This is a genomic window from Neopararhizobium haloflavum (assembly GCF_002750855.1).
Lineage (GTDB): Bacteria > Pseudomonadota > Alphaproteobacteria > Rhizobiales > Rhizobiaceae > Georhizobium > Georhizobium haloflavum.
Genome location: NZ_NWUC01000004.1, coordinates 39,721 through 63,780, shown reverse-complemented (window position 1 = coordinate 63,780; position 24,060 = coordinate 39,721). Strand labels below are relative to the sequence as shown.

Annotated in this window: 22 protein-coding genes and 2 tRNA genes; 23 read left to right on the top strand and 1 reads right to left on the bottom strand. The window is 62.2% G+C overall.

The features are described from left to right. The first annotated feature begins 2 nt into the window (after positions 1-2). Genes glcE through CN673_RS10285 form a run of 3 tightly spaced genes read left to right on the top strand, consistent with a single transcriptional unit; the run spans position 3 to position 4,025 of the window. Entirely contained in the window at positions 3-1,244 is a 1,242-nt protein-coding gene (gene glcE / locus CN673_RS10295; protein ID WP_099866204.1) for a glycolate oxidase subunit GlcE, read from the top strand. Between the two features lie 55 nt (positions 1,245-1,299). Then, positions 1,300-2,625: a glycolate oxidase subunit GlcF gene (gene glcF, locus CN673_RS10290; RefSeq protein WP_099866436.1), complete on the top strand. Its 1,326-nt coding sequence runs from the start codon at positions 1,300-1,302 to the stop codon at positions 2,623-2,625. A 32-nt stretch (positions 2,626-2,657) separates the two neighbouring features. After that, positions 2,658-4,025 carry an NAD(P)H-dependent oxidoreductase gene (locus CN673_RS10285; RefSeq protein ID WP_099866203.1) on the top strand — a complete coding sequence of 456 codons (1,368 nt, stop codon included), beginning with the start codon at positions 2,658-2,660 and terminating at the stop codon, positions 4,023-4,025. A gap of 13 nt (positions 4,026-4,038) precedes the next feature. Here CN673_RS10285 and CN673_RS10280 read toward each other — a convergent pair. Further along, positions 4,039-4,114 (bottom strand) — tRNA-Val (locus tag CN673_RS10280). Positions 4,115-4,352: 238 nt separating this feature from the next. Here CN673_RS10280 and CN673_RS10275 point away from each other — a divergent pair. The 20 genes from CN673_RS10275 to CN673_RS10180 all read left to right on the top strand — a co-directional run bounded on the left by CN673_RS10275 (position 4,353) and on the right by CN673_RS10180 (position 24,059). Continuing rightward, positions 4,353-4,429, top strand: a tRNA-Asp gene (locus tag CN673_RS10275). Positions 4,430-4,723: 294 nt separating this feature from the next. Continuing rightward, a complete protein-coding gene (locus CN673_RS10270; RefSeq protein WP_099866202.1) occupies positions 4,724-5,089 on the top strand; it encodes an NADH-quinone oxidoreductase subunit A in 366 nt (121 codons plus the stop codon). 44 nt (positions 5,090-5,133) lie between these two features. Continuing rightward, entirely contained in the window at positions 5,134-5,688 is a 555-nt protein-coding gene (locus CN673_RS10265) for a NuoB/complex I 20 kDa subunit family protein (RefSeq protein ID WP_198585984.1), read from the top strand. Positions 5,689-5,766: 78 nt separating this feature from the next. Then, a complete protein-coding gene (locus tag CN673_RS10260; protein WP_370853026.1) occupies positions 5,767-6,375 on the top strand; it encodes an NADH-quinone oxidoreductase subunit C in 609 nt (202 codons plus the stop codon). Between the two features lie 36 nt (positions 6,376-6,411). After that, complete coding sequence (locus tag CN673_RS10255; RefSeq protein ID WP_099866200.1) at positions 6,412-6,789, top strand: four helix bundle protein; 378 nt, start codon at positions 6,412-6,414, stop codon at positions 6,787-6,789. 64 nt (positions 6,790-6,853) lie between these two features. Next, the gene (locus CN673_RS10250; RefSeq protein ID WP_099866199.1) at positions 6,854-8,044 is read left to right on the top strand and encodes an NADH-quinone oxidoreductase subunit D; all 1,191 of its coding nucleotides are present in this window, start codon (positions 6,854-6,856) and stop codon (positions 8,042-8,044) included. Positions 8,045-8,073: 29 nt separating this feature from the next. Then, positions 8,074-8,313 carry a hypothetical protein gene (locus tag CN673_RS10245; protein WP_099866198.1) on the top strand — a complete coding sequence of 80 codons (240 nt, stop codon included), beginning with the start codon at positions 8,074-8,076 and terminating at the stop codon, positions 8,311-8,313. A 12-nt stretch (positions 8,314-8,325) separates the two neighbouring features. Further along, positions 8,326-9,489 carry an NADH-quinone oxidoreductase subunit E gene (locus CN673_RS10240; RefSeq protein ID WP_099866197.1) on the top strand — a complete coding sequence of 388 codons (1,164 nt, stop codon included), beginning with the start codon at positions 8,326-8,328 and terminating at the stop codon, positions 9,487-9,489. 15 nt (positions 9,490-9,504) lie between these two features. Beyond that, the gene (nuoF, locus tag CN673_RS10235) at positions 9,505-10,812 is read left to right on the top strand and encodes an NADH-quinone oxidoreductase subunit NuoF (RefSeq protein ID WP_099866196.1); all 1,308 of its coding nucleotides are present in this window, start codon (positions 9,505-9,507) and stop codon (positions 10,810-10,812) included. A 125-nt stretch (positions 10,813-10,937) separates the two neighbouring features. Continuing rightward, positions 10,938-11,717, top strand: a complete 780-nt coding sequence (locus CN673_RS10230) for a helix-hairpin-helix domain-containing protein (RefSeq protein WP_157928867.1) — start codon at positions 10,938-10,940, stop codon at positions 11,715-11,717. A gap of 85 nt (positions 11,718-11,802) precedes the next feature. Then, positions 11,803-13,884 carry an NADH-quinone oxidoreductase subunit NuoG gene (nuoG, locus tag CN673_RS10225; protein ID WP_099866434.1) on the top strand — a complete coding sequence of 694 codons (2,082 nt, stop codon included), beginning with the start codon at positions 11,803-11,805 and terminating at the stop codon, positions 13,882-13,884. Positions 13,885-13,902: 18 nt separating this feature from the next. After that, complete coding sequence (gene nuoH, locus CN673_RS10220; protein WP_099866194.1) at positions 13,903-14,946, top strand: NADH-quinone oxidoreductase subunit NuoH; 1,044 nt, start codon at positions 13,903-13,905, stop codon at positions 14,944-14,946. A 24-nt stretch (positions 14,947-14,970) separates the two neighbouring features. Next, on the top strand, positions 14,971-15,459 hold the full coding sequence (gene nuoI, locus CN673_RS10215; RefSeq protein ID WP_099866193.1) for an NADH-quinone oxidoreductase subunit NuoI: 489 nt from the start codon (positions 14,971-14,973) through the stop codon (positions 15,457-15,459). 144 nt (positions 15,460-15,603) lie between these two features. Further along, positions 15,604-16,218 (top strand): NADH-quinone oxidoreductase subunit J, encoded by a 615-nt coding sequence (locus CN673_RS10210; protein WP_099866433.1) that lies wholly within the window; start codon positions 15,604-15,606, stop codon positions 16,216-16,218. A 21-nt stretch (positions 16,219-16,239) separates the two neighbouring features. Next, complete coding sequence (gene nuoK / locus CN673_RS10205; protein ID WP_099866192.1) at positions 16,240-16,548, top strand: NADH-quinone oxidoreductase subunit NuoK; 309 nt, start codon at positions 16,240-16,242, stop codon at positions 16,546-16,548. Between the two features lie 7 nt (positions 16,549-16,555). Beyond that, the gene (nuoL, locus tag CN673_RS10200; RefSeq protein WP_099866191.1) at positions 16,556-18,541 is read left to right on the top strand and encodes an NADH-quinone oxidoreductase subunit L; all 1,986 of its coding nucleotides are present in this window, start codon (positions 16,556-16,558) and stop codon (positions 18,539-18,541) included. Then, positions 18,541-20,049 carry an NADH-quinone oxidoreductase subunit M gene (locus CN673_RS10195; RefSeq protein WP_099866190.1) on the top strand — a complete coding sequence of 503 codons (1,509 nt, stop codon included), beginning with the start codon at positions 18,541-18,543 and terminating at the stop codon, positions 20,047-20,049. The genes nuoL and CN673_RS10195 overlap by 1 nt, the downstream gene beginning before the upstream one ends. A 15-nt stretch (positions 20,050-20,064) precedes the next feature. Continuing rightward, on the top strand, positions 20,065-21,507 hold the full coding sequence (nuoN, locus tag CN673_RS10190) for an NADH-quinone oxidoreductase subunit NuoN (protein WP_099866189.1): 1,443 nt from the start codon (positions 20,065-20,067) through the stop codon (positions 21,505-21,507). Between the two features lie 27 nt (positions 21,508-21,534). Next, the gene (locus tag CN673_RS10185) at positions 21,535-22,368 is read left to right on the top strand and encodes a biotin--[acetyl-CoA-carboxylase] ligase (protein WP_099866188.1); all 834 of its coding nucleotides are present in this window, start codon (positions 21,535-21,537) and stop codon (positions 22,366-22,368) included. Between the two features lie 23 nt (positions 22,369-22,391). Further along, positions 22,392-24,059: a ribonuclease J gene (locus tag CN673_RS10180; RefSeq protein ID WP_099866187.1), complete on the top strand. Its 1,668-nt coding sequence runs from the start codon at positions 22,392-22,394 to the stop codon at positions 24,057-24,059. Position 24,060: the final 1 nt, after the last annotated feature.

The window sequence follows — 24,060 nt, the reverse complement described above, 5'->3', positions numbered from 1 at the left end:
TGATGTCCGACCAGACCGTGATTGAACCGGCGCCGAGCGCCATGCTGCGCCCCACGACGGAAGACGGCGTTCGCGATGCCGTTGCCTGGGCGATTTCCGAGCGCGCGCCGCTGGAGATCGTCGGGCATGGGTCGAGGCGAGCCATCGGCCGGCCGATGCAGACGGCCGAGACCTTGTCGCTTGCCGATCTTTCCGGCGTCACGCTCTATGAGCCCGAAGAACTGGTGCTCTCGGCGCGCGCTGGCACTCCGCTCGCCGATCTGTCGACACTGCTTGCCGAGCGCGGTCAGCAATTCCAGTTCGAGCCGATGGACTACGGGCCGCTTCTGGCCGAGCCACCCGGCGTCGGCACGCTGGGTGGCATGGCGGCGTCAAACCTGTCCGGTCCTCGGCGTCTCAAGGCCGGGGCAGCGCGCGATCATGTGCTGGGCATGCGGTTCGTCACCGGGCGCGGCGACATCGTCAAGGCCGGCGGCCGGGTCGTCAAGAACGTCACCGGCTACGATCTGTCCAAGGGTCTGTGCGGCTCATGGGGAACCCTCGGCGCAATGACCGAAGTCACCATGAAGGTCATGCCGCGTCCCGAGACGGAAGCGACGCTTGTCCTTTCGGGCCTCGACGATGGTGAAGCGACGGAGGCGATGGCGGTTGCGATGGGATCGAGCGCCGAAGTGGCGTCTGCGGCCCATCTGCCGGAAAGTGTCAAGGGACGGTTTCTGGACAAGGCATTGGCGGCATCTTCGACGGTGCTACGCCTTGAAGGCTTTGCTCCGTCGGTCGAATACCGTTTTTCGCGTCTGGCGGCACTTTTGAAGCCTTTTGGCCCCGCCGAGCGTCTTGACGGGGACGAATCGCAGCGGCTGTGGCGCGAGATACGCGACGTCGAGCCGTTCTGCGATGGAACGGCCCGCCCGGTCTGGCGCGTTGCCGTCGCCCCGTCGGTGGGACACCAGCTCGTCGGTGCCTTGCGGCTGCGGGTCGGCGTTGATGCATTCTATGACTGGCAGGGCGGGCTCGTCTGGCTGCGCATGGAAGCCGAACCCGGCGCCGAACTGCTGCGTGCGACGATTCGTGCGCTCGGCGGCGGGCATGCAACGCTCATCCGAGCAAGCCGTGAGGACCGTGCGTCGATACCGGTGTTCGAGCCGCAGCCGGCACCGCTGGCGGCACTCGCCGGGCGGCTGAAGGCCCAGTTCGATCCGCACGGCATTCTCAATCCGGGCCGCATGGCCAGCACATATTGAACGCCTGGCCGCCTGGCCGGCACTTCATGAATTATTGGCGGGATCGCACAAGACGATGGAAACCAACTTTACCGAGAAACAGCTCAGCGATCCGGCAACCCGCGAATCGGAACAGATTCTGCGCAAATGCGTGCATTGCGGTTTCTGCACGGCCACTTGTCCGACCTATGTGACGCTGGGCAACGAGTTGGATAGCCCGCGCGGGCGCATCTATCTTATCAAGGACATGCTGGAGAACGACCGGCCGGCCGACAAGGAGATCGTCACGCATATCGACCGGTGCCTCTCATGCCTTGCCTGCATGACGACTTGCCCATCGGGCGTCAATTACATGCATCTCGTCGACCATGCCCGCGCTCATATCGACAAGACCTATCGCCGGCCGCTGGCCGATCGCACGATTCGCGCGGTGCTGGCGCGGGTGCTGCCCTATCCCGATCGCTTTCGCGCAGCCTTGCGCGCGGCGGCCCTCGGTCGACCCTTCGCCGGGATCTTCCGGCGTATCCGTCCGCTCCGGCCGCTGGCCGCGATGTTGGCGCTCGCTCCGAAGTCGGTGCCGGCCAGGTCGAGCGCTTCGGGGCCGGGCGTCCACCGGTTGGTCGGCGAACGCCGGGGTCGTGTCGCGATCCTCGGAGGCTGCGCCCAGACCGTTCTCGATCCGGACATCAACGCAGCGACGATTCGGCTCCTTACGCGGTTCGGGATCGAGGTGGTCGGCGCCGAAGGCGAGGGATGTTGCGGTGCCCTGGTCCATCACATGGGCAAGGAAGGGGCCGCGTTGGCCGCCGCCCGCCAGAATGTCGATGCGTGGACACGCGAGATGGACAAAGGCTTGGATGCGATCATCATCACCGCATCAGGCTGCGGCACCACGATCAAGGATTACGGCTACATGCTGCGCCTCGACCCTGCCTATGCCGAAAAGGCACGGCGGGTGTCCGAGATGGCACTCGACATCACCGAGTATCTCGCGCGGCTCGATCTTCCGCCGACGAGCGCGCCGGCACCGCTGGCCGTCACCTATCATTCGGCCTGTTCGATGCAACATGGCCAGAAGATCACTCGTGAGCCCAAAAGTCTTCTGACTGCCGCTGGATTCACCGTCAGCGAGCCGCTGGAAGGGCATCTGTGCTGTGGTTCCGCCGGGACATACAACATCATGCAGCCGGAAATTTCCGCCCGCCTGCTCAAACGGAAGGTGACCAACCTGGAACGCACCCGTCCGGACGTCGTGGCGACAGGTAACATCGGCTGCATCACGCAGATTGGCGCCGGAACGGCCGTTCCGGTGGTGCATACGGTGCAACTGCTTGACTGGGCACATGGCGGGCCGCGCCCACACGCCCTGGCGGGCGCAAGCACGACTACCGCTGCCGAATAGCCCGACCGGCCGGAGCACACGAGGAGATCACCATGAACCTTTACGCGAAACTGCGCGCCCGCGCTGACGAGGGCAGGCCCGTTCGCGTCGGCCTCATAGGCTCTGGCAAGTTCGGCTCGATGTTCCTGGCGCAGGTGCGCACCGTTCCCGGCATGCACCTGATGGCGATTGCCGATCTCGACCCGGCCCGCGCAAGGCGTGCGCTGGAAGAGACCGGCTGGGATGCCGGGGCTGTTGTCGCCAGCTCTTTCGAATCGGCGCGTCGATCGAATCGCATTCATGTCACGGAGGACTCCGAGGCGCTGATTGCCGCCGACGGGCTCGACGTCGTCATCGACGCCACCGGCAACCCGGCTGCCGGCATTCGTCACGCGCTACTGGCGGCGCGGCATGGCCGCCATATGGTGATGGTCAATGTCGAGGCCGACGTGCTGGCCGGACCCTATCTGGCGGCTAAGTTCCGAAAGGCCGGTCTCGTCTACAGCATGGCCTATGGCGACCAGCCGGCCCTCGTCTGCGAAATGGTGGACTGGGCGCGCACCTGCGGGTTCGAGGTCGTGGCAGCGGGAAAAGGCACCAAATATCTGCCGCACTATGCCGCCTCGACACCGGAAACGGTCTGGCAGCACTACGGGATCAGCGCCGAGGATGCGGCGCGCGGGGGAATGAACCCGCAGATGTTCAATTCCTTCATCGACGGCACCAAGTCGGCCATCGAGATGGCGGCGATCGCCAACGCGACCGGCCTTGACGCGCCCGCAGACGGACTGCTGTTTCCCCCGTGCGGCGTTCAGGACCTGGCGCAGGTCCTCAAGCCGGCCGGCGATGGCGGTGTGCTTGAAAAGTCCGGCATGGTCGAGGTCGTCTCCAGCCAGGAGCGCGATGGCCGCCATGTCGTCGGAGACTTGCGCTGGGGCGTATTCGTGACGTTCCGCCCGCATGATTCGGATGCGAGGGGAGACTACGCGCGGCGATGCTTTGGCGAATACCAGGTGGTGACCGACCCGTCCGGCCGATATGCCTCGCTCTTCCGCCCCTCCCATCTCATCGGCCTGGAACTTCCCGTCAGCGTTGCCTCCGCCGCATTGCGAAGCGAGCCGACCGGACATTGCGCGGAATTTTCCGCCGATGTCGTCGCGGTTTCGAAGAAAGCCTTGAGAAAGGGTGAGAAGCTGGACGGCGAGGGCGGACACACCGTCTGGGGCCGCATCATGCCGGCAAGTCGGTCGCTGGCGCAAAAGGCGCTGCCCATAGGCCTTGCCCATGGCGTGACGTTGAAGGCGGATATCGCCGAAGGCGGGGTGGTGACGTGGGACGACGTGGAGGTCGCCGACAGTCAGGCCGTCACGATCCGGCGGGCCATGGAAAACGCCTGCACACAGGACACGTTCGATCGTTGAACGGCGTTGAAAATGGTGGGCGGTGAGAGACTCGAACTCCCGACATCCTCGGTGTAAACGAGGCGCTCTACCAGCTGAGCTAACCGCCCCCGCGCCGGTTGCCCCGGCGTAGCGTGGGCACCGTTTAGGCGGTTTGCGGCTTTAGCGCAAGGGGAAAATCGAGCCGATTTTCAGCCGCTTTCATGAGACACGGGTCACCTTTCGCACCTTCGTGCATCTTTGTTGGAAAAGCGCGTGAACTTGCCTTGACAGCCTCAGTTGGAGGTCCTATTCAGCCGCCACGAACGAAACAGCAGACGCGTTCGCAGCGTCGTTTCGATCGGTTGCGCGGGTGTAGCTCAGTTGGTTAGAGTGCCGGCCTGTCACGCCGGAGGTCGCGGGTTCGAGCCCCGTCACTCGCGCCACTTTCCTTTTCATCGATTTGAATTCCGGAAAGTGGCGCCCGCCGCACCAAGCAAGCTCACCTCACAGATTTTCCTGCACGTATCGCATCTCTCTCGGGCGAGGTTTGTCGCTTCGCAAACGATGCCCGAGCACGTTGCTGCGAACACTGCGTTTTGACCGACGCGCCCTTGCTTCACGCGGCGCGCTGCTATAACCAAGCCGCGATGCAACATACACGATGTCCCGGCCGGCGATCGAAGGTCGCCCGGCGCGCTTTTCAGGCGGGCCCAAGGTAGGGATCAGAGGCAGCCAGCATGAACGAACTCCTGAGTTCCTATGTCCCGATTGCGATCTTTCTCGGGCTGTCGCTCGTAATAGGTCTCGCGCTTTTGATCGCGCCGTTCGTGGTCGCCTATAAGGCGCCCGATCAGGAAAAGCTGTCGGCCTATGAGTGCGGCTTCAATGCCTTCGACGACGCGCGCATGAAGTTCGATATTCGCTTCTATCTCGTGGCGATTCTCTTCATCATCTTCGATCTGGAAGTTGCTTTCCTGTTCCCATGGGCCGTTTCCTTCGGTGAGGTGGGTTGGATCGGCTTCTGGTCCATGATGGTATTTCTTACCGTCTTGACGGTCGGCTTTGTTTACGAATGGAAAAAGGGAGCGCTGGAATGGGAGTAGCTGACGCCCGCCCGCCCTTGAAGAGCGGTGATCGCGGCGCGACGATGGTCGCGCCGGCCGCAACGGGGATCATCGATCCCAACACCGGCCGGCCCATCGGGCACGACGACGCATTCTTCGGCGAGATCAACAACGAGCTTGCTGACCGTGGCTTCCTCGTCACTTCGGCGGACGAGCTCATAAAATGGGCCCGCACCGGCTCGTTGATGTGGATGACCTTTGGTCTGGCCTGCTGCGCTGTCGAGATGATGCAGATGTCTATGCCGCGCTACGACGCCGAGCGCTTCGGTTTTGCCCCGCGCGCCTCGCCGCGCCAGTCCGATGTGATGATCGTCGCCGGCACGCTCACCAACAAGATGGCGCCTGCGTTGCGCAAGGTCTATGACCAGATGCCGGAGCCGCGCTACGTCATCTCGATGGGGTCATGCGCAAATGGCGGCGGCTACTATCACTACTCCTATTCAGTGGTCAGAGGCTGCGACCGCGTCGTTCCCGTCGACATATACGTGCCGGGCTGTCCGCCGACGGCCGAGGCGCTGCTTTACGGCGTGATGCTGCTGCAGAAGAAGATTCGCCGCACGGGCACGATCGAGCGCTGAGGCGCGGGGTTTTCGGGCGCTGGGATGTGCCTTGCCAGCCCAGCCCGACTCTCCCGGCTTTAGAGATAGCAGGTGGTTATGGATCATTTGAATGACGGGCTGAGGGATCTTTCAGCCTATATTACGGAAGAGAAGGGCGATCTGATCGACAGCGCCGGCATCACCTTCGGCGAATTGACGGTGACCGCAAGTGCGACTTCGATCGTTCCGCTCTTGACGTTTCTGCGCGACGATCCGCAATGCCAGTTCGTCAACATAATCGATATCTGCGGGGTGGACTGGCCGGGCCGCGCCCAGCGCTTCGACGTCGTCTATCATCTGCTGTCGCCGCGCCAGAACAGCAGGATCCGCATCAAGGTTGCCGCCGGCGAGGACGAGCCGATCCCGTCGGTCTGTGGTGTCTTCCCCGGCGCGGACTGGTTCGAGCGTGAAGCCTATGACCTTTACGGCATTCTCTTCACTGGGCATCCCGACCTGCGCCGCATTCTCACCGACTACGGATTCGAGGGTCATCCGCTGCGCAAGGATTTCCCTCTGACGGGGTTCGTCGAGGTACGCTACGACGACGAGATGAAGCGCGTCGTCTACGATCCGGTGGACCTGCGCCAGGAATACCGCGATTTCGATTTTCTCTCTCCTTGGGAAGGCACGGACTATGTGTTGCCGGGAGATGAGAAGAAAAGTTGAGTGAATGGTGAATGGTGAATAGGGAAGGCCAAGCAGATTGTTGATCCGATAAACGATTATCGGGACTTGAAGGTCTGGAAGGATTCGATGGAGCTTGCTGTCAACATTTATGGGATGACCGACCGCTTTCCGCGGGACGAGGTCTATGGTTTGACGGCACAGATGCGCCGAGCCGCCGTTTCCATCCCGTCCAACATTGCCGAAGGCTTTGGACGCGGTCAGCGGCGCTCGTTCATTCAGTATCTGCGTATCGCACAGGGGTCGCTGAAGGAACTGGAGACGCAGACCGTTCTCTCTGAACGTTTGGGATTTGCAGATTCCGCCGCCACCGGCGCACTGGCGCTACGATACGAAGCGCTTGGCAAGATGCTTCGCGCTTTCATTGTTTCGCTCGAACGCAAGGGGGAAGGGTGATGGAGCTTTCTTCGCCTCTATTCACTATTCACCATTCACTATTCACCTCCTTGCGGAGCAGGCCATGACCGAACACAACGTTCGCAACTTCAACATCAACTTCGGACCGCAACATCCTGCAGCGCATGGTGTTTTGCGTCTGGTTCTGGAGCTTGACGGGGAAATCGTCGAGCGTGTCGATCCGCATATCGGCCTTTTGCATCGCGGCACCGAAAAGCTGATCGAGCACAAGACCTATACTCAGGCGATCCCCTATTTCGATCGCCTCGACTACGTCGCGCCGATGAACCAGGAGCATGCCTTCGCCCTGGCCGTCGAGCGGCTTTCCGATGTCGAAGTGCCAGTGCGCGGCCAGCTCATTCGCGTGCTCTATTCGGAGATCGGCCGGATCCTGTCGCATCTGCTGAATGTGACGACGCAGGCGATGGACGTCGGCGCCCTGACGCCGCCGCTCTGGGGCTTCGAAGAGCGCGAGAAGCTCATGGTCTTCTATGAGCGCGCGTCCGGTTCGCGCATGCACGCAGCCTTTGTGCGCCCTGGCGGCGTACACCAGGACTTGCCGCACCAGCTGGTCGAGGACATCGGCAACTGGATCGATCCGTTCCTCAAGACCGTCGACGACATCGATGCACTGCTGACGGACAATCGAATCTTCAAGCAGCGCAACGTCGACATCGGCGTCGTCTCGCTTGAAGAATGCTGGGCCTGGGGCTTTTCCGGCGTCATGGTGCGCGGCTCGGGTGCGGCATGGGACCTTCGCCGCTCGCAGCCCTACGAGTGTTACTCAGATTTCGATTTCGAGATTCCGATCGGCAAGAACGGCGACTGCTACGACCGCTATCTCATCCGGATGGAAGAGATGCGCCAGTCGGCCCACATCATGCGCCAGTGCGTCGATCGCTTGCTCGGAAAGGACAAAATCGGGCCAGTCTCCTCCCGAGACGGCAAGATCGTCGCTCCGAAGCGTGGTGAGATGAAGCGTTCGATGGAAGCGCTCATCCACCACTTCAAGCTCTATACGGAAGGCTATCGCGTGCCCGAAGGCGAGGTCTACGCGGCAGTGGAAGCCCCGAAAGGGGAGTTCGGCGTCTATCTCGTATCGGACGGAAGCAATCGTCCCTATCGCTGCAAGATCCGGGCGCCGGGCTACGCGCATCTGCAGGCCATGGACTTCATCTGCCGGGGTCACCAACTGGCCGACGTGTCGGCGATCCTCGGCTCGCTCGACATCGTTTTTGGCGAGGTGGACCGGTGAGGACGGCGGCTCTGCAGGCAGCTTGTGGGATGCTCACCCTGCTGATGGCCTTGCCGGCCATGGCCCAGACCCCCGTCACCGGTGGCTCCAGCAGCGAGGAACCGATCGGCAATGCAACAATGGGCGCGCTCTTGCAGCGCGGCTTTGAAATCAAGGCGTCGTCGCCCTCGGGCAACAAGTTCGTCGTCTTTCTCCAGAAGGATGCGCAGGCGTATGCCTGTGAGTTCGTGACCCTGACGAATTCGCGCTGCGGCGCCATCGATCAATAGAGGCTTATCCGCATGTCCGTCCGCCGTCTTGCAGAAGACACAGTCCAGCCCGCCGCCTTCGCGTTCAGCGATGAGAACATGCGCTGGGCGGAACAGACCATTCGCAAGTATCCCGAGGACCGCCAGGCCTCAGCCGTCATCCCATTGCTGATGCGTGCGCAGGAGCAGGAGGGCTGGGTTACGCGAGCGGCGATCGAGAATATCGCCGACATGCTCGGCATGCCGTATATACGCGCACTCGAGGTGGCGACGTTCTACACCCAGTTTCAGCTGAAGCCGGTCGGCACGCGCGCCCATATCCAGGTCTGCGGCACGACCCCGTGCATGCTGCGCGGTTCGGAAGAGCTGATCGATCTGTGCAAGCGCAAGATCAATGCCGCGCCGTTCCAGACCAATCCGGAAGGTACGCTGTCCTGGGAAGAAGTGGAGTGTCAGGGCGCCTGCGTGAACGCACCCATGGTGATGATCTTCAAGGATGCCTATGAAGACCTGACAGCCGAGCGGCTGGAAGAGATCATCGATCAGTTCGAGGCGGGCGAGGGAGCGGCGGTTCCGCCCGGTCCGCAAAACGGGCGGCATCTGTCGGCCCCGTCAGGCGGGTTGACGACCCTCACCGACGATGAGGCCATCGAAGGCGGGAAGGCACGCAAGCCTTCGTCGCGGGCCAGGGGCACTGGCGATGAAGCCCAGGCTCCGACCCAGGTCGGAAAGCCCCTTCCAAAAACCCCGCCGGAGGCAGATCCACAACTGGCTGAGCCGAAGGACGCGAAGGGTCCGGGCGGACCATCCAAGACGGACGACGAATCCGGCGGAGAGCCGGAAGACGCCAGGTCCGCTTCCAAGAAGGTTCCTGACCCCGCGGTGAGCGGGCACTCCAGGGCTCGTCCTTCCACAGCGCCGAAGGGCCAGCCTTCCGGCACCGATCGTCCCGACCAGCCGGACGATCTCAAGCTGATTTCGGGCATCGGACCGAAGATAGAGACCAAGCTCAACGAGTTGGGCATCTGGAGCTACGACCAGATCGCCGCTTGGAAGAAGGCGGAACGCGAATGGGTGGACGACCACCTTCGTTTTTCCGGCCGCATCGAGCGCGACGACTGGATCAAGCAGGCCAAGGCGCTCGCCAAGGGCGGCGAGGCCGAATACATTCGTGTCTTCGGCAAGAAGCCGCGGTAAAGGCAGGATAGATCGATGCTTGCAGACAAAGACCGCATCTTCACCAACATCTATGGGCTGAGGGACAAGTCTCTCAAGGGCGCGATGAAGCGTGGCCATTGGGATGGAACGAAAGGGCTCATCGACAAGGGTCGCGATTGGATCATCTCCGAGATGAAGGCGTCCGGCCTTCGCGGTCGTGGTGGCGCCGGTTTCCCCACTGGCCTTAAATGGTCGTTCATGCCCAAGGAAAGTGATGGGCGTCCGCATTATCTCGTCGTCAATGCGGACGAATCGGAACCCGGAACCTGCAAGGACCGGGATATCATGCGCAACGATCCGCACACTTTGATCGAAGGCTGCGTGATCGCCGGCTGCGCCATGGGAGCCCATGTCGCCTACATCTATCTGCGCGGCGAATACATGCGAGAGCGCGAGGCGCTGCAGGCAGCGATCGACGAATGCTACGAGGCGGGACTGCTGGGCCGCAACAACAAGTGTGGCTGGGATTTCGACGTCTATCTGCATCATGGCGCCGGCGCCTATATCTGCGGTGAGGAGACAGCTCTTCTGGAAAGCCTCGAAGGCAAGAAGGGACAACCTCGCCTCAAGCCGCCTTTCCCAGCCAATGTCGGTCTCTATGGTTGCCCGACAACGGTCAATAACGTCGAATCGATTGCCGTTGCTCCGACGATCCTGCGGCGCGGGGGCGCCTGGTTCGCTGGCATCGGGCGTGAGAACAACACCGGCACCAAGCTGTTTTGCGTGTCCGGGCATGTCAATCAGCCCTGCACCGTGGAAGAGGCGATGTCGATCCCGTTCCGCGAGCTGATCGACCGTCATTGCGGCGGCATTCGCGGCGGCTGGGACAACCTCATGGCGGTCATCCCTGGCGGGTCTTCCGTCCCGCTCGTGCCTGCCGACCAGATCGCCGATTGCCCGATGGATTTCGACAGCCTTCGCGACCTGAAATCCGGTTTGGGCACGGCGGCGATCATCGTCATGGACAAGTCGACCGACATCATCAAGGCGATCGCCCGGCTGGCCGCGTTCTACAAGCACGAAAGCTGCGGCCAGTGCACGCCATGCCGGGAGGGTACCGGCTGGATGTGGCGCGTCATGGAACGCATGGTGGAAGGCCGCGCGCAGAAGCGCGAGATCGACATGCTCTTCGACGTGACGAAGCAGGTGGAAGGCCACACGATCTGCGCCCTCGGCGACGCTGCGGCATGGCCGATCCAGGGCTTGATCCGTCATTTCCGCCCGGAGATCGAAGCGCGGATCGACGCCTATACCCATCGCGCCGACACGGGCAGAAGCCCCGTCATGCAGGCCGCCGAATAGGCCGGAATCGAACAAGGGCCGCGATCAAGCGGCCATCAAGCGAGGAAACGTCGACGAAGGGAATGAGAACCGCACGAACGACAGCAAGGAGCTCTCCAATGTCGCAACAAGCGAGTCCCTTTGAAATGACAGCTGAAGCAATGACCATGCCGATGAGCGAGATAGAGGACTGGATGAAGGGGATGGCCAAGTCCATGCCGACCATGCCGCTGTCGCCCTTGATGTCCCATCCAACGGCTGCGGCCGCCGCGGCGACGGCGCTCGGATTTGGTGCTGCCGGCCAGATGATGGGCCTGATGATGGGGTCGATGCAGGGCGCTCTTGAAGCCTCGCGCAAGCTTGGCATGCCGGTCACGCCGGTTGATTTCGAGGCGGGCCTGCGCTTCTGGGACGGCGAATGGGTTGTCGCGGCAGGAAAGGCCGCCCGTGATGAAACGGAGCAGACCGTCGCTCGCACGATAGACGCCGCGAAGGACGTGTCGGCGGACATGCGTTCAGATGCCGAAGACGCGGGCACGGCGGTCAAGAGCGCGTTGAAGGAGGCCGCCGAGGTTGTCGCGACGGTCAGCGCAGCCGCGACGGCTCCCGTGCGCAAGACGGTCACGAAGGCGGCCGAACCTGTAAAGCGGACACCGGAGCCGGCGGCGAAGTCTTCCTCGGTCGTGTCTGCCCCCAGCGCGCCACGCAAGATGGCCAGGCCCGAAAGTCCGGACGATCTGAAGCAGATTTCCGGCATCGGCCCGAAGCTGGAAGAGGTGCTGAACCGGATTGGCGTCTGGTCCTTCGAGCAGGTTGCCGGCTGGAGCGAGGCCGAGATTGCCTGGGTCGAGGATTATCTGCAGTTCAAGGGCCGGATCGATCGGGACGGTTGGCTCGATCAGGCAAAGGCGCTGTCAAAGAAATAGGTTGCACTGAAAGGCGCTTCGGTGTGAAAGCCGGGGCGCCACTTGCACGATGGGAAAAGGCGGCAGCGGCCGCGAAGGACTGAGAATGGCAAGGTTGAAAGTCGACGGACGCGAAGTCGAGGTTCCGGATCACTACACGCTGTTGCAGGCGTGCGAGGAGGCCGGCGCCGAGGTGCCGCGTTTCTGCTTCCATGAGCGGCTGTCCATCGCCGGCAATTGCCGTATGTGCCTTGTCGAGGTGAAGGGCGGGCCCCCCAAGCCGGCCGCGTCCTGCGCCATGGGCGTGCGCGACATGCGCCCGGGTCCCAATGGCGAGCCGCCGGAAGTCTTCACGACCACGCCGATGGTCAAGAAGGCCCGCGAGGGCGTCATGGAGTTCCTGCTGATCAATCACCCGCTCGATTGCCCGATCTGCGACCAGGGCGGCGAGTGCGATCTTCAGGATCAGGCCATGGCCTTCGGGATGGACAACTCCCGCTTCCATGAGAACAAGCGCGCCGTCGAGGACAAGTACATCGGCCCGCTCGTCAAGACGATCATGAACCGGTGCATCCACTGCACCCGTTGCGTCCGCTTCACCACTGAAGTCGCCGGAATCTCCGAACTTGGCCTTGTCGGGCGTGGTGAGGATGCCGAGATCACCACCTATCTCGAAAGCGCGATGACGTCGGAACTGCAGGGCAACGTGATCGACCTTTGCCCGGTGGGCGCGCTGACCTCCAAGCCGTACGCGTTCCAGGCGCGACCATGGGAACTCGGCAAGACCGAATCGATCGACGTCATGGACGCCTGTGGCTCGGCGATCCGCGTCGACACCCGCGGCCGCGAGGTCATGCGCATCATGCCGCGCGTCAACGAAGCGATCAACGAGGAGTGGATTTCCGACAAGACCCGCTTCATCTGGGACGGTCTGCGCACGCAAAGGCTCGACAGGCCCTATGTCAGGAAAGACGGCCGGTTGCAGCCCGCCAGCTGGGGCGAAGCCTTCGGTGCCATCAAGGCGGCCGTTGCCGGAACCTCGGGTGACCGCATCGGTGCGATCGCCGGTGATCTGGCAGCCGTCGAGGAAATGTATGCGCTGAAGCTTTTGATGGAGAGCCTCGGCTCGTCCAACATCGACTGCCGCCAGGATGGCGCCGCGCTCGATCCTGCGCTCGGTCGCGCCTCCTATATTCTCAACGCTTCGATCGAAGGCATCGAGGATGCCGACGCGTTGCTGATCGTCGGCGCCAATCCGCGTTTCGAAGCGCCGGTGCTCAATGCCCGTATCCGCAAGCGCTGGCGCCAGGGCAATTTCCCTATCGGCGTCGTCGGCGAACTGGCCGATCTGCGCTACGATCATGCCCACCTCGGCGCAGGTCCGGAGACGCTGTCCGGCCTTCTCGATGGCTCGCTCGACTTTGCTTCGGTCCTCAAGGACGCCAAGCGTCCGATGATCCTCGTCGGGCAGGGCGCGCTCGCCCGCGCCGACGGCGGCGCCGTGCTGCAATCGGCTCTTCGGCTTGCCGGCGATATCGGTGCGCTCGAAGCCGACTGGAACGGCTTTGGCGTGCTTCACACCGCAGCCGCACGTGTTGGAGGCCTGGACATCGGCTTCGTACCGAAAAAGGACGGGCTGGACGCGGCGGCCATGGTCGCCGAGAGTGACGTCCTGTTCCTGCTCGGCGCCGACGAACTCGACATGACGGCGCGCCGGGCTGGTTTCACGGTCTATATCGGAACGCATGGCGACGTCGGTGCCCATCACGCCGATGTCATTCTGCCCGCGTCGGCCTATACCGAGAAATTCGGTACCTATGTAAACACCGAGGGCAGGGTGCAGATGACCGCGCGTGCCGGTTTCGCGCCGGGTGATGCCAAGGAGGACTGGGCGATCCTGCGCGCGCTGTCCGATGTTCTGGGCCACAAGCTGCCGTTCGATTCACTGGGCGCACTTCGGGCGAAGCTCTACGAGTCGCATCCGCATCTTGCCGCGATCGACGAAATCTCGCCGGGCGATGCAGCCGACCTGAAGGGACGGATCGCGAAGCCGGGCAAGCTCGGCAGCGCTGCCTTTGCCTCGCCGGTGAAGGACTTTTATCTCACAAACCCGATTGCCCGCGCTTCCGCGGTCATGGCCGAATGCTCGGCGCTTGCGCGCGGCGAAGCACAAGTCGCTGCCGAATAGGCGCTGGGGGAAACGATTATGGACGGATTTTTCGCAACCTACGCCTGGCCGGCGATTGTCATCATCGGACAGTCGCTTCTGCTTCTGGTCTCGCTGCTGATCTTCATCGCCTATATCCTTTATGCCGACCGCAAGGTCTGGGCCGCCGTCCAGATGCGGCGCGGTCCGAACGTGGTCGGCCCGTGGGGATTGCTGCAGTCCTTCGCCGACCTTTTGAAGTTCGTGCTGAAGGAGCCCGTCATTCCGGCTGGCGCGAACAAGGGCGTGTTTCTTCTCGCCCCGCTCGTCTCGGTGACGCTGGCGTTGGCCGCATGGGCCGTCATTCCGGTCAACGAGAACTGGGCGGTTGCCTCGATCAATGTCGGCATTCTCTATGTGTTCGCCATTTCCTCGCTCGAGGTTTACGGCGTGATCATGGGCGGCTGGGCGTCGAACTCGAAATATCCGTTCCTCGGCGCGCTGCGCTCGGCGGCCCAGATGGTGTCTTACGAGGTTTCCATCGGCTTCGTCATCGTCACCGTCCTTCTGTGCGTCGGCTCGCTCAGCCTCACCGACATCGTCCTTGCACAGCGCGACGGCCTGGGCACGATGCTTGGCCTGCCCAATTCCTTCCTGGACTGGCACTGGCTGGCGCTTTTCCCGATGTTCATCATCTTCTTCATCTCGGCGCTCGCCGAGACGAACCGCCCGCCATTCGACCTGCCGGAAGCAGAATCCGAACTCGTTGCCGGCTTCATGGTGGAATATGGCTCGACGCCGTACATGATGTTCATGCTCGGCGAATATGCCGCCATCGTTCTGATGTGTGCGCTGACGACCATCCTGTTCCTCGGCGGCTGGCTGCCCCCGGTCGATTTCTGGCTGATCAACTGGATCCCGGGCATTTTCTGGTTCGTCCTCAAATGCGCGCTCGTCTTCTTCATGTTCGCCATGGTGAAGGCATTCGTGCCCCGCTACCGCTACGACCAGCTCATGCGCCTCGGCTGGAAGGTCTTCCTGCCGCTCTCGCTGGCGATGGTCGTCATCACCGCCTTCGTCCTCAAACTGACCGGCTGGGCCTGATCGGCCGGAAAGGGTTCTAGTCACATGGCTCTCGCACAAGCCGCCAAATCGCTGTTCCTGAAAGAGTTCGTCGGGGCCTTCTTCCTGTCGATGCGCTACTTCTTCGCGCCGAAGTCGACCTTGAACTATCCCTTCGAGAAAGGACCGGTCAGTCCGCGCTTCAGGGGCGAGCATGCGCTGCGCCGCTATCCGAACGGCGAAGAGCGCTGCATCGCCTGCAAGCTGTGCGAAGCGATCTGTCCGGCCCAGGCGATCACGATCGAGGCGGGACCGCGCCGCAACGACGGCACGCGGCGCACGGTGCGTTACGACATCGACATGGTGAAGTGCATCTATTGCGGCTTCTGCCAGGAGGCATGCCCCGTGGACGCCATCGTCGAAGGGCCGAATTTCGAGTTCGCCACGGAAACCCGCGAAGAGCTCTACTACGACAAGGACCGGCTGCTCGAGAACGGTGACCGCTGGGAACGCGAGATCGCGAGCAATATTCAGATGGATGCGCCTTACCGCTAGGCCGCCAGCCCTAGACGGGGCGTCAGCCCTGTTTTATGAGAACCGCGCGCGGGGACACCTCTCGCACTTGCGAAATGACATTCAATGACGCCGCTGCCGGTGCACTTCGCCGGCGTTAAGGTGGGGAAGACAAAAGGCACCGCCATGGGTCTCCAGGCCGTATTCTTCTATCTCTTCGCGTTCGTCGCGGTGGCGTCGGCGTTCATGGTGATCGCAGCGCGCAATCCCGTGCATTCGGTGCTTTTTCTGATCCTGACCTTCTTCAACGCGGCCGGACTGTTTCTGCTGACCGGCGCGGAGTTCCTGGCGATCATCCTGCTCGTCGTTTACGTCGGCGCCGTGGCGGTGCTGTTCCTCTTCGTCGTCATGATGCTCGACGTCGATTTCGCCCAATTGCGTTCAGGCTTTCTGGAATATGCGCCGGTCGGCGCGCTTGTCGGGCTGATTCTTGCGGGCGAACTCATCATCGTCCTTGGCGGCGCGACATTCTCGCCGGAGATCGCCGCCTCCGGCGCTCAGGCGATACCGGCACTCTCCGATCGGTCCAACACGGGCGCGCTCGGCGACGTGCTCTATACGGACTACATCTATTTCTTTCAGATCGCCGGACTGATCCTGCTGGTCGCGATGATCGGAGCCATCGTGCTCACCTTGCGTCACCGCGAGAACATTAAGCGCCAGGACATCAGCCGCCAGGTTGCCCGCACACCCGCGACGTCGGTCGACGTCGTCAAGGTCAAGCCGGGGCAGGGCATTTAGGAACGCGACGGGGCTTCAAACATGGAAATCGGTATTTCCCATTATCTGACCGTCGGCGCGCTGCTTTTCACGATCGGCGTCTTCGGCATCTTTCTCAACCGCAAGAATGTCATCGTCATCTTGATGTCGGTCGAGCTTATCCTGCTCGCGGTCAATCTGAACATGGTCGCCTTTTCCGCCTTCCTCAACGACATTGTCGGCCAGGTCTTCGCGCTGTTCATTTTGACGGTGGCCGCGGCGGAGGCTGCGATCGGCCTTGCGATCCTCGTCACCTTCTATCGCAACCGCGGCTCGATCGCGGTCGAAGACATCAACACGATGAAGGGCTGAGCCGGCCATGTATCACGCGATCGTCTTTCTGCCCCTCATCGGCGCGATCATAGCCGGCCTGTTCGGCCGCTCGATCGGCGCCAAGGCCTCCGAATATATTACGTCAGGCTTCCTGGTATTCGCTGCCTTCCTGTCGTGGATCGCATTCTTCACGGTCGCGCTGGGTGAGGGCGAAACACTTCGCATCCCGGTGATGCGCTGGATGGAATCCGGCGCGCTGTCGGTCGACTGGGCATTCCGCATCGACACGCTGACCGTGGTCATGCTGGTCGTCGTCAACACGGTCTCCTCACTGGTGCACGTCTACTCCATTGGCTACATGCACCACGATCCGCACCGGCCACGCTTCTTCGCCTATCTGTCGCTCTTCACTTTCGCGATGTTGATGCTGGTGACGTCCGACAACCTGCTGCAGATGTTCTTCGGTTGGGAAGGCGTCGGCCTCGCCTCGTATCTGCTCATCGGCTTCTGGTACAAAAAGCCCTCGGCGACAGCTGCCGCCATGAAGGCCTTCATCGTCAACCGCGTCGGCGATTTCGGCTTTGCGCTCGGCATCTTCGGCGTGTTCGTGCTTTTCGGATCGATCAATTTCGACACGATCTTTGCCGGCGCGGCCGATTTCATTCCGACTGAGGACGGCAGTGGCGGCGATGTAGTGCTGAACTTCCTCGGCTGGCAGCTCGATCGCGCCGACGCGCTGACCGTCACCTGCCTGCTGCTTTTCATGGGCGCCATGGGCAAGTCGGCGCAGTTCCTTCTTCACACCTGGTTGCCGGACGCCATGGAGGGCCCGACCCCGGTTTCCGCGCTCATTCACGCGGCGACGATGGTCACCGCCGGCGTCTTCCTCGTCGCCCGCATGTCACCGATCTTCGAGCTCAGCCAGGCGGCACTGACCGTCGTGGTCGTCATCGGCGCCATCACGGCGTTCTTCGCCGCCACGGTCGGCCTGGTCCAGAACGACATCAAGCGCGTCATCGCCTATTCGACCTGCTCGCAGCTTGGCTACATGTTCGTCGCACTTGGCATCGGAGCCTATGGCGCCGCGATCTTCCACCTCTTCACGCACGCCTTCTTCAAGGCCCTCCTGTTCCTCGGCGCGGGATCGGTCATTCATGCCGTATCCGACGAGCAGGACATGCGGCGCATGGGTGGCCTCCGAAAGCACATCCCGCGCACCTACTGGATGATGGTGATCGGCACGCTGGCTTTGACCGGCGTCGGCATTCCGGGTCTCTATTTCGGCACGGCCGGGTTCTTCTCCAAGGATGCGATCATCGAAAGTGCATTCGTCGCGCACAACGCGGCATCCGGCTTCGCTTTCACGCTGCTGGTCGTGGCTGCACTCTTTACCAGCTTCTATTCCTGGCGCCTGATCTTCATGACGTTCCATGGCAAACCGCGCGCTTCCGCAGACGTCATGCATCACGTCCATGAATCGCCCAACGTCATGTTGATCCCGCTCTATATCCTGGCGGCCGGCGCGCTTCTGGCGGGCATACTCTTCCACAAGCAGTTCTTCGGTGACTACTATGACGGCTTCTGGCAGGGCGCCCTCTTCACGCTGCCGGAGAACGAGATCGTGCACGAATTCCACCACGTTCCGTTCTGGGTCAAGATGAGCCCGTTCCTGGCGATGCTGATCGGTCTCGTCACGGCGTGGTACTTCTATATCCGCTCGCCGCAGACCCCGCGCGCGCTGGCAGCCCAGCATCACGGCCTCTACCAGTTCCTGTTGAACAAGTGGTATTTCGACGAGCTCTATGACTTCCTGTTCGTCCGCTCCGCCAAGGCGCTTGGTCGTTTCCTCTGGAAGCAGGGCGATGGCCGCGTCATTGATGGCCTGGGGCCGGACGGTGTGGCGGCCCGCGTTCAGGACATCACCGGCCGGGTGGTCAAGCTGCAGACCGGCTACCTCTATCACTACGCATTCGTGATGCTGATCGGCGTCGCTGCGCTCGTCACCTGGATGATGCTCGGGAGTTCCTTCTGATGACCGATTGGCCGATCCTTTCAACGGTCACCTTCCTGCCGCTCGTCGGGGCGCTCCTGATCCTGATGATCCGGGATGACTCCTCGGTGGGCCGGCGCAATATCCGCAATGTGGCGCTTCTGGCGACCGGCTGCACCTTCATTCTGTCGCTGTTCATCTGGGTCAGTTTCGACAACCAGGAAGCCAGCTTCCAGATGGTGGAGCGGGCCGAGTGGCTCAACACCGGCATTGCCTACCACATGGGCGTCGACGGCATTTCGATGTTGTTCGTCATCCTGACGACGTTCTTGATGCCGCTTTGCATCCTGGCCAGTTGGGAATCGGTCCAGAAGCGCGTCAAGGAATACATGATCGCGTTTCTGGTTCTCGAAACGCTGATGATCGGTGTTTTCTGCGCGCTCGACATCGTCCTCTTCTACATCTTCTTCGAGGCTGGCCTGATCCCGATGTTCATCATCATCGGTGTGTGGGGCGGCAAGCGCCGCGTCTATGCCTCGTTCAAGTTCTTCCTCTATACGCTCGCCGGCTCGTTGCTGATGCTTCTGGCGATCATGGCGATGTATTGGGACGCCGGCACGACGGACATTCCGTTGCTGCTCAACCACGACTTCCCGGAGTCCATGCAATTCTGGTTGTGGATCGCCTTCTTCGCGTCCTTCGCGGTGAAGATGCCCATGTGGCCGGTCCATACCTGGCTTCCCGATGCCCACGTCGAGGCGCCGACAGCCGGCTCCGTCATCCTCGCGGGCATTCTCCTGAAGCTCGGCGGATATGGCTTCATCCGCTTCTCGCTCGCGATGTTCCCGCTGGCCTCGGCTGATCTCGCCCCTTTCGTGTTCGCGTTGTCGGTGATCGCCATCATCTACACCTCCCTGGTCGCGATGATGCAGGACGACATCAAGAAGCTGATCGCCTATTCGTCCGTCGCGCACATGGGCTACGTGACGATGGGCATCTTCGCCGCGAACGCTCAGGGCGTTCAGGGAGCGATTTTCCAGATGCTGTCGCACGGCCTCGTATCCGGCGCGCTCTTCCTCTGCGTGGGCGTCGTCTACGATCGGCTGCACACACGCGAGATCGCGGCGTATGGCGGGCTGGTGAACAACATGCCCAAATATGCCGTCGCCTTCATGGTCTTCACCATGGCCAATGTCGGTCTGCCGGGCACGTCCGGTTTCGTCGGCGAATTCCTGACGTTGATCGGCATCTTCCGGGCAAACACCTGGGTCGCCCTTTTCGCGACCACCGGCGTCATCCTGTCGGCGGCCTATGCGCTGTGGCTCTATCGCCGCGTGATTTTCGGCGCGCTGGAGAAGGAAAGCCTGAAGGCGATGCTTGATCTGACGCGCCGCGAAAAGATCATTCTCTATCCGCTCGTCGCGCTGGTGATCTTCTTCGGCGTCTATCCCATGCCGGTTTTCGACGTCACCGCCGCGTCCGTCGACAACCTGTTGAACAATTACACCGCTGCGATCCAGTCCGCGAACGATCTCGCGCGCGCAAACTGACGCCTGGGGACATTCATGACCGTCGACATTCTCCTCCTAAGCCTCGAGCTCTCGCTGCCGGAGATCATCCTCGCCATCGGCGCGATGGCGCTCCTGATGGTTGGCGTCTTCACGGGCGAGGAATCGACCAGCATGGTCACCGGCTTGGCGGTCGGCCTGCTGATCATCGCCGGCGGATGTCTGCTGCTGGTTACGGGCGAGGGGGCGGCCTATGGCGGTGCTTTCCTCTCCGATCCGTTCTCCCGCTTCATGAAGGTGCTGATCCTCATCGGCTCCGTGACGGCCATGGTGATGTCCGTCGGTCAGGCGAAGGCGGAACGCATCAACCGGTTTGAGTTCCCCGTTCTCATCGTACTGGCAACCCTCGGCATGATGCTGATGGTCTCGGCCAACAATCTCATCGCGCTCTACCTCGCCCTCGAACTGCAATCACTGGCGCTCTACGTCGTCGCCGCCATCAATCGCGACAGCGTGCGCTCGACGGAAGCCGGCCTCAAATACTTCGTCCTCGGGGCCCTGTCTTCGGGCATGCTGCTTTACGGTGCGTCGCTCGTTTACGGGTTCACCGGCCACACCGGCTTCACCGAGATCGCGGCGGCCCTTGCGGGCGGTGAGCGCTCGCTCGGGTTGATCTTCGGACTCGTCTTCGTGCTGGCCGGCCTCGCCTTCAAGATATCGGCCGTGCCCTTCCACATGTGGACGCCCGATGTCTATGAAGGTGCGCCGACGCCGGTCACCGCCTTCTTCGCAGCCGCTCCGAAGGTCGCCGCCATGGGCATGACGGTGCGCATCGTCATCGAGGCGTTCGAACCCATCACGCCTGACTGGCAGCAGATCATCGTCTTCATCGCGATCGCGTCCATGGTGCTCGGTGCGTTCGCGGCCATTGGCCAGAAGAACATCAAACGGCTCATGGCCTATTCGTCGATAAGCCATATGGGCTATGCGCTCGTCGGCCTGGCCGCCGGGACGATGTCCGGCGTATCGGGCGTCGTGCTCTACATGCTCATCTACATGGTCATGACCCTCGGCACCTTCGCCTGCATCCTGGCGATGCGGAAGAAGGAAGAGGGCAATGTCGAAGAGATCGAGGATCTGGCGGGCCTGGCGTCCACCAATCCCTTCATGGCGACCGTCCTGACGATATTGATGTTTTCGTTGGCCGGCATTCCGCCGCTGGCCGGCTTCTTTGCCAAGTATTTCGTCTTCGTGGCGGCGATCGAGGCAGAACTCTATGCGCTCGCCGTGATCGGTGTCCTGGCATCCTGCGTCGGGGCCTACTACTACCTGCGCATCATCAAGATCATGTGGTTCGATGAGGCGACGGAAGCGTTCGTGCCCGTCTCCGGGGAACTGCGATTGGTCTACGGCCTGTCCGGTCTGTTCACCCTTGGGTATCTCTTGATCGGCGGGCCGATCGGAGCAGCAGCGGAAGCCGCCGCCACGACATTCTTCTGACCATTGGAGGCCGGACCCGCAGCTTCGATGACGTTTCGCCTCGCGCCCACGGCCTTGCAGGCCGGATATCGTCTCGAGAGCCTGGAAGCAGCCGGCTCGACCAATGCGATCGCGCTGGAAAGAGCCGGTAGCGGAGATGCAGGCGGCTTGTGGGTCGTGACGGATCGGCAGGAAGCCGGACGCGGGCGACGGGGCCGGCCATGGCAGACGGAGAAGGGCAATCTCGCGGCCTCCCTGCTCGTTGTCGGTGATCATGATCTGAAGCGCACGGCGACGCTTGGTTTCGTTGCCGGCCTTTCGCTCCATGATGCGTTGAGCGCGATCGTGCCGTCGGCGAATGTGGCGGTGGCTCTCGACGCTGGCCGATCGGCCGGTGGTAGTGCGCGCAACCGCTTTGAATTGAAATGGCCGAACGATGTTCTGGCGGCCGGCGCCAAACTCTCCGGCATCCTCCTGGAATCGACCTTGCGCCAGGACGGGAAGCAGGCAACGGCCATCGGGTGGGGTGTCAATGTGGTTTCACACCCAAGTGACACGCCATATCCGGCATCGTCCTTGCTGCAGCTTGGTGCGTCGTGCGATGCCAGTGACGTCTTCACGGCCCTGTCGGATGCGTGGCAGGAAAATTACAGCGTCTGGAACGGTCCGGCAGGTCTCGATCACATCCGCCTGCGCTGGCTGGATAGGGCGAGTGGAATTGGCAGTTCCGTCGCGGTCAATCTGGACGGACGGGTCGCCAGGGGCATATTCGAGACGATCGACGAGGATTGCCGCTTCGTCATCCGCCAGGACGATGGAACCCGGATGCACATTGCAGCCGGCGACGTTCATTTCGGCGCCGTCTCCTCGGCGCGCAACTGACCAAGGAAAGAGCTTCACACGCGATGGCTAAACAGGACGAACTGGTCTTCCTTCCGCTTGGCGGCGTCGGCGAGATAGGAATGAACCTGGCCCTTTACGGTTTTGGTCCGCCCGGTCATCGCGAGTGGATCATGGTCGATTGCGGCGTGACTTTTGCCGGCCCGGATCTGCCCGGCATCGACCTCGTGCTTCCCGATATCGCATTCGTGGAAGAAGAGCGCCGCAACCTCAAGGCAATCGTCATCACTCATGCGCACGAGGACCACTACGGCGCGCTGGCTGATCTATGGCCCGGGCTGAACTGTCCCGTCTATGTCACCCCGTTCACGGCCGGCATGCTTGAGGCAAAACGGGCCTTCGAGCGCGAACGCAATGAAGTGCCGGTGACCGTCTACAAGCCCGGCGAGACGTTTCAGGTCGGCCCTTTCACGATCGAGGCGATCCCGGTCAACCATTCCATCCCCGAGCCTGTTTCACTGGCGATCACGACGCCCGCTGGGCGCATCATCCACACCGGTGACTGGAAGATCGACGAAGCGCCGACCTTGTTGCCGAAAACGGATCAGCACCGCTTCCAGGCCCTTGGAGACGACGGCGTCCTCGCCTTGATCTGCGATTCCACCAACGCGATGCGCGATGGCGTCTCGCCGTCGGAGCGCGAGGTCAGCGCCAGCCTGAAGACGATCATCGAACGCGAGGAGGGCAGGGTGGCGATCACCACCTTCGCCTCGAATGTCGGCCGGATCCGTTCGATCGCCGAGGCTGCTCGCGATGCCGGCAGGCAATGCCTGCTGCTCGGGTCGTCGATGAAGCGTGTGGTCGATGTCGCCAGCGATCTCGGTCTGATGGAAGGTTTGCCACCCTTCATCGCGGAGGATGAATTCGGCTACATCCCGCGCGACAAGATCGTTGTTATCCTGACCGGTAGCCAGGGCGAGCCGCGTGCGGCGCTGGCGAAGATCGCGCGCGACGAGATGCGCCATGTCGCGCTGGCCGCCGGCGATACGGTGGTCTTTTCCTCGCGCACCATTCCCGGCAATGAAAAAGCAATCCTGGAGATCATGAACGGCCTGATCGACCAGGGCATCAAGGTCATCACGGACAGCCAGGAGCTCGTCCATGTGTCCGGTCACCCGCGGCGCTCAGAACTGCAGCAGATGTATCAATGGGTGCGGCCCGAGATTCTGGTGCCTGTCCATGGCGAAGCGGCCCATCTGACGGCACATGCGGAACTGGCGGAAGCGTCCGGCATTCGCCGCGTCCCGCGGGTTCGAAACGGGCAGATGCTGCGTCTTGCGCCCGGTCCCGTCGAGATCGTCGACGAAGCCCCGTGCGGCCGTCTCTACAAGGACGGTCGCCTGATTGGCGACTTCGATGAAATGGCGATCGGTGAACGGCGCAAGCTGGCATTCGTCGGCCATGTCGCCGTCAACATTCTGCTCGACGGCAAATTCGAGCTCGACCGTGATCCTGTCGTCGTCGCGCGGGGGGTTCCCGAACTTGACGACGAAGGCGATGCGATCGCCGAGCTTCTGGTGGATGCGGCAATCGGCGCGGTCGACTCGATCCCTCGGGCCAGGCGAAAAGACCTCGATACGGTACGCGAGGCGGTGAGACGGGCCATCAGGGCCGAAGCCAACAGCGTTTGGGGCAAGAAACCGGTCACGACGGTTTTCCTCACCCGCATCTGAG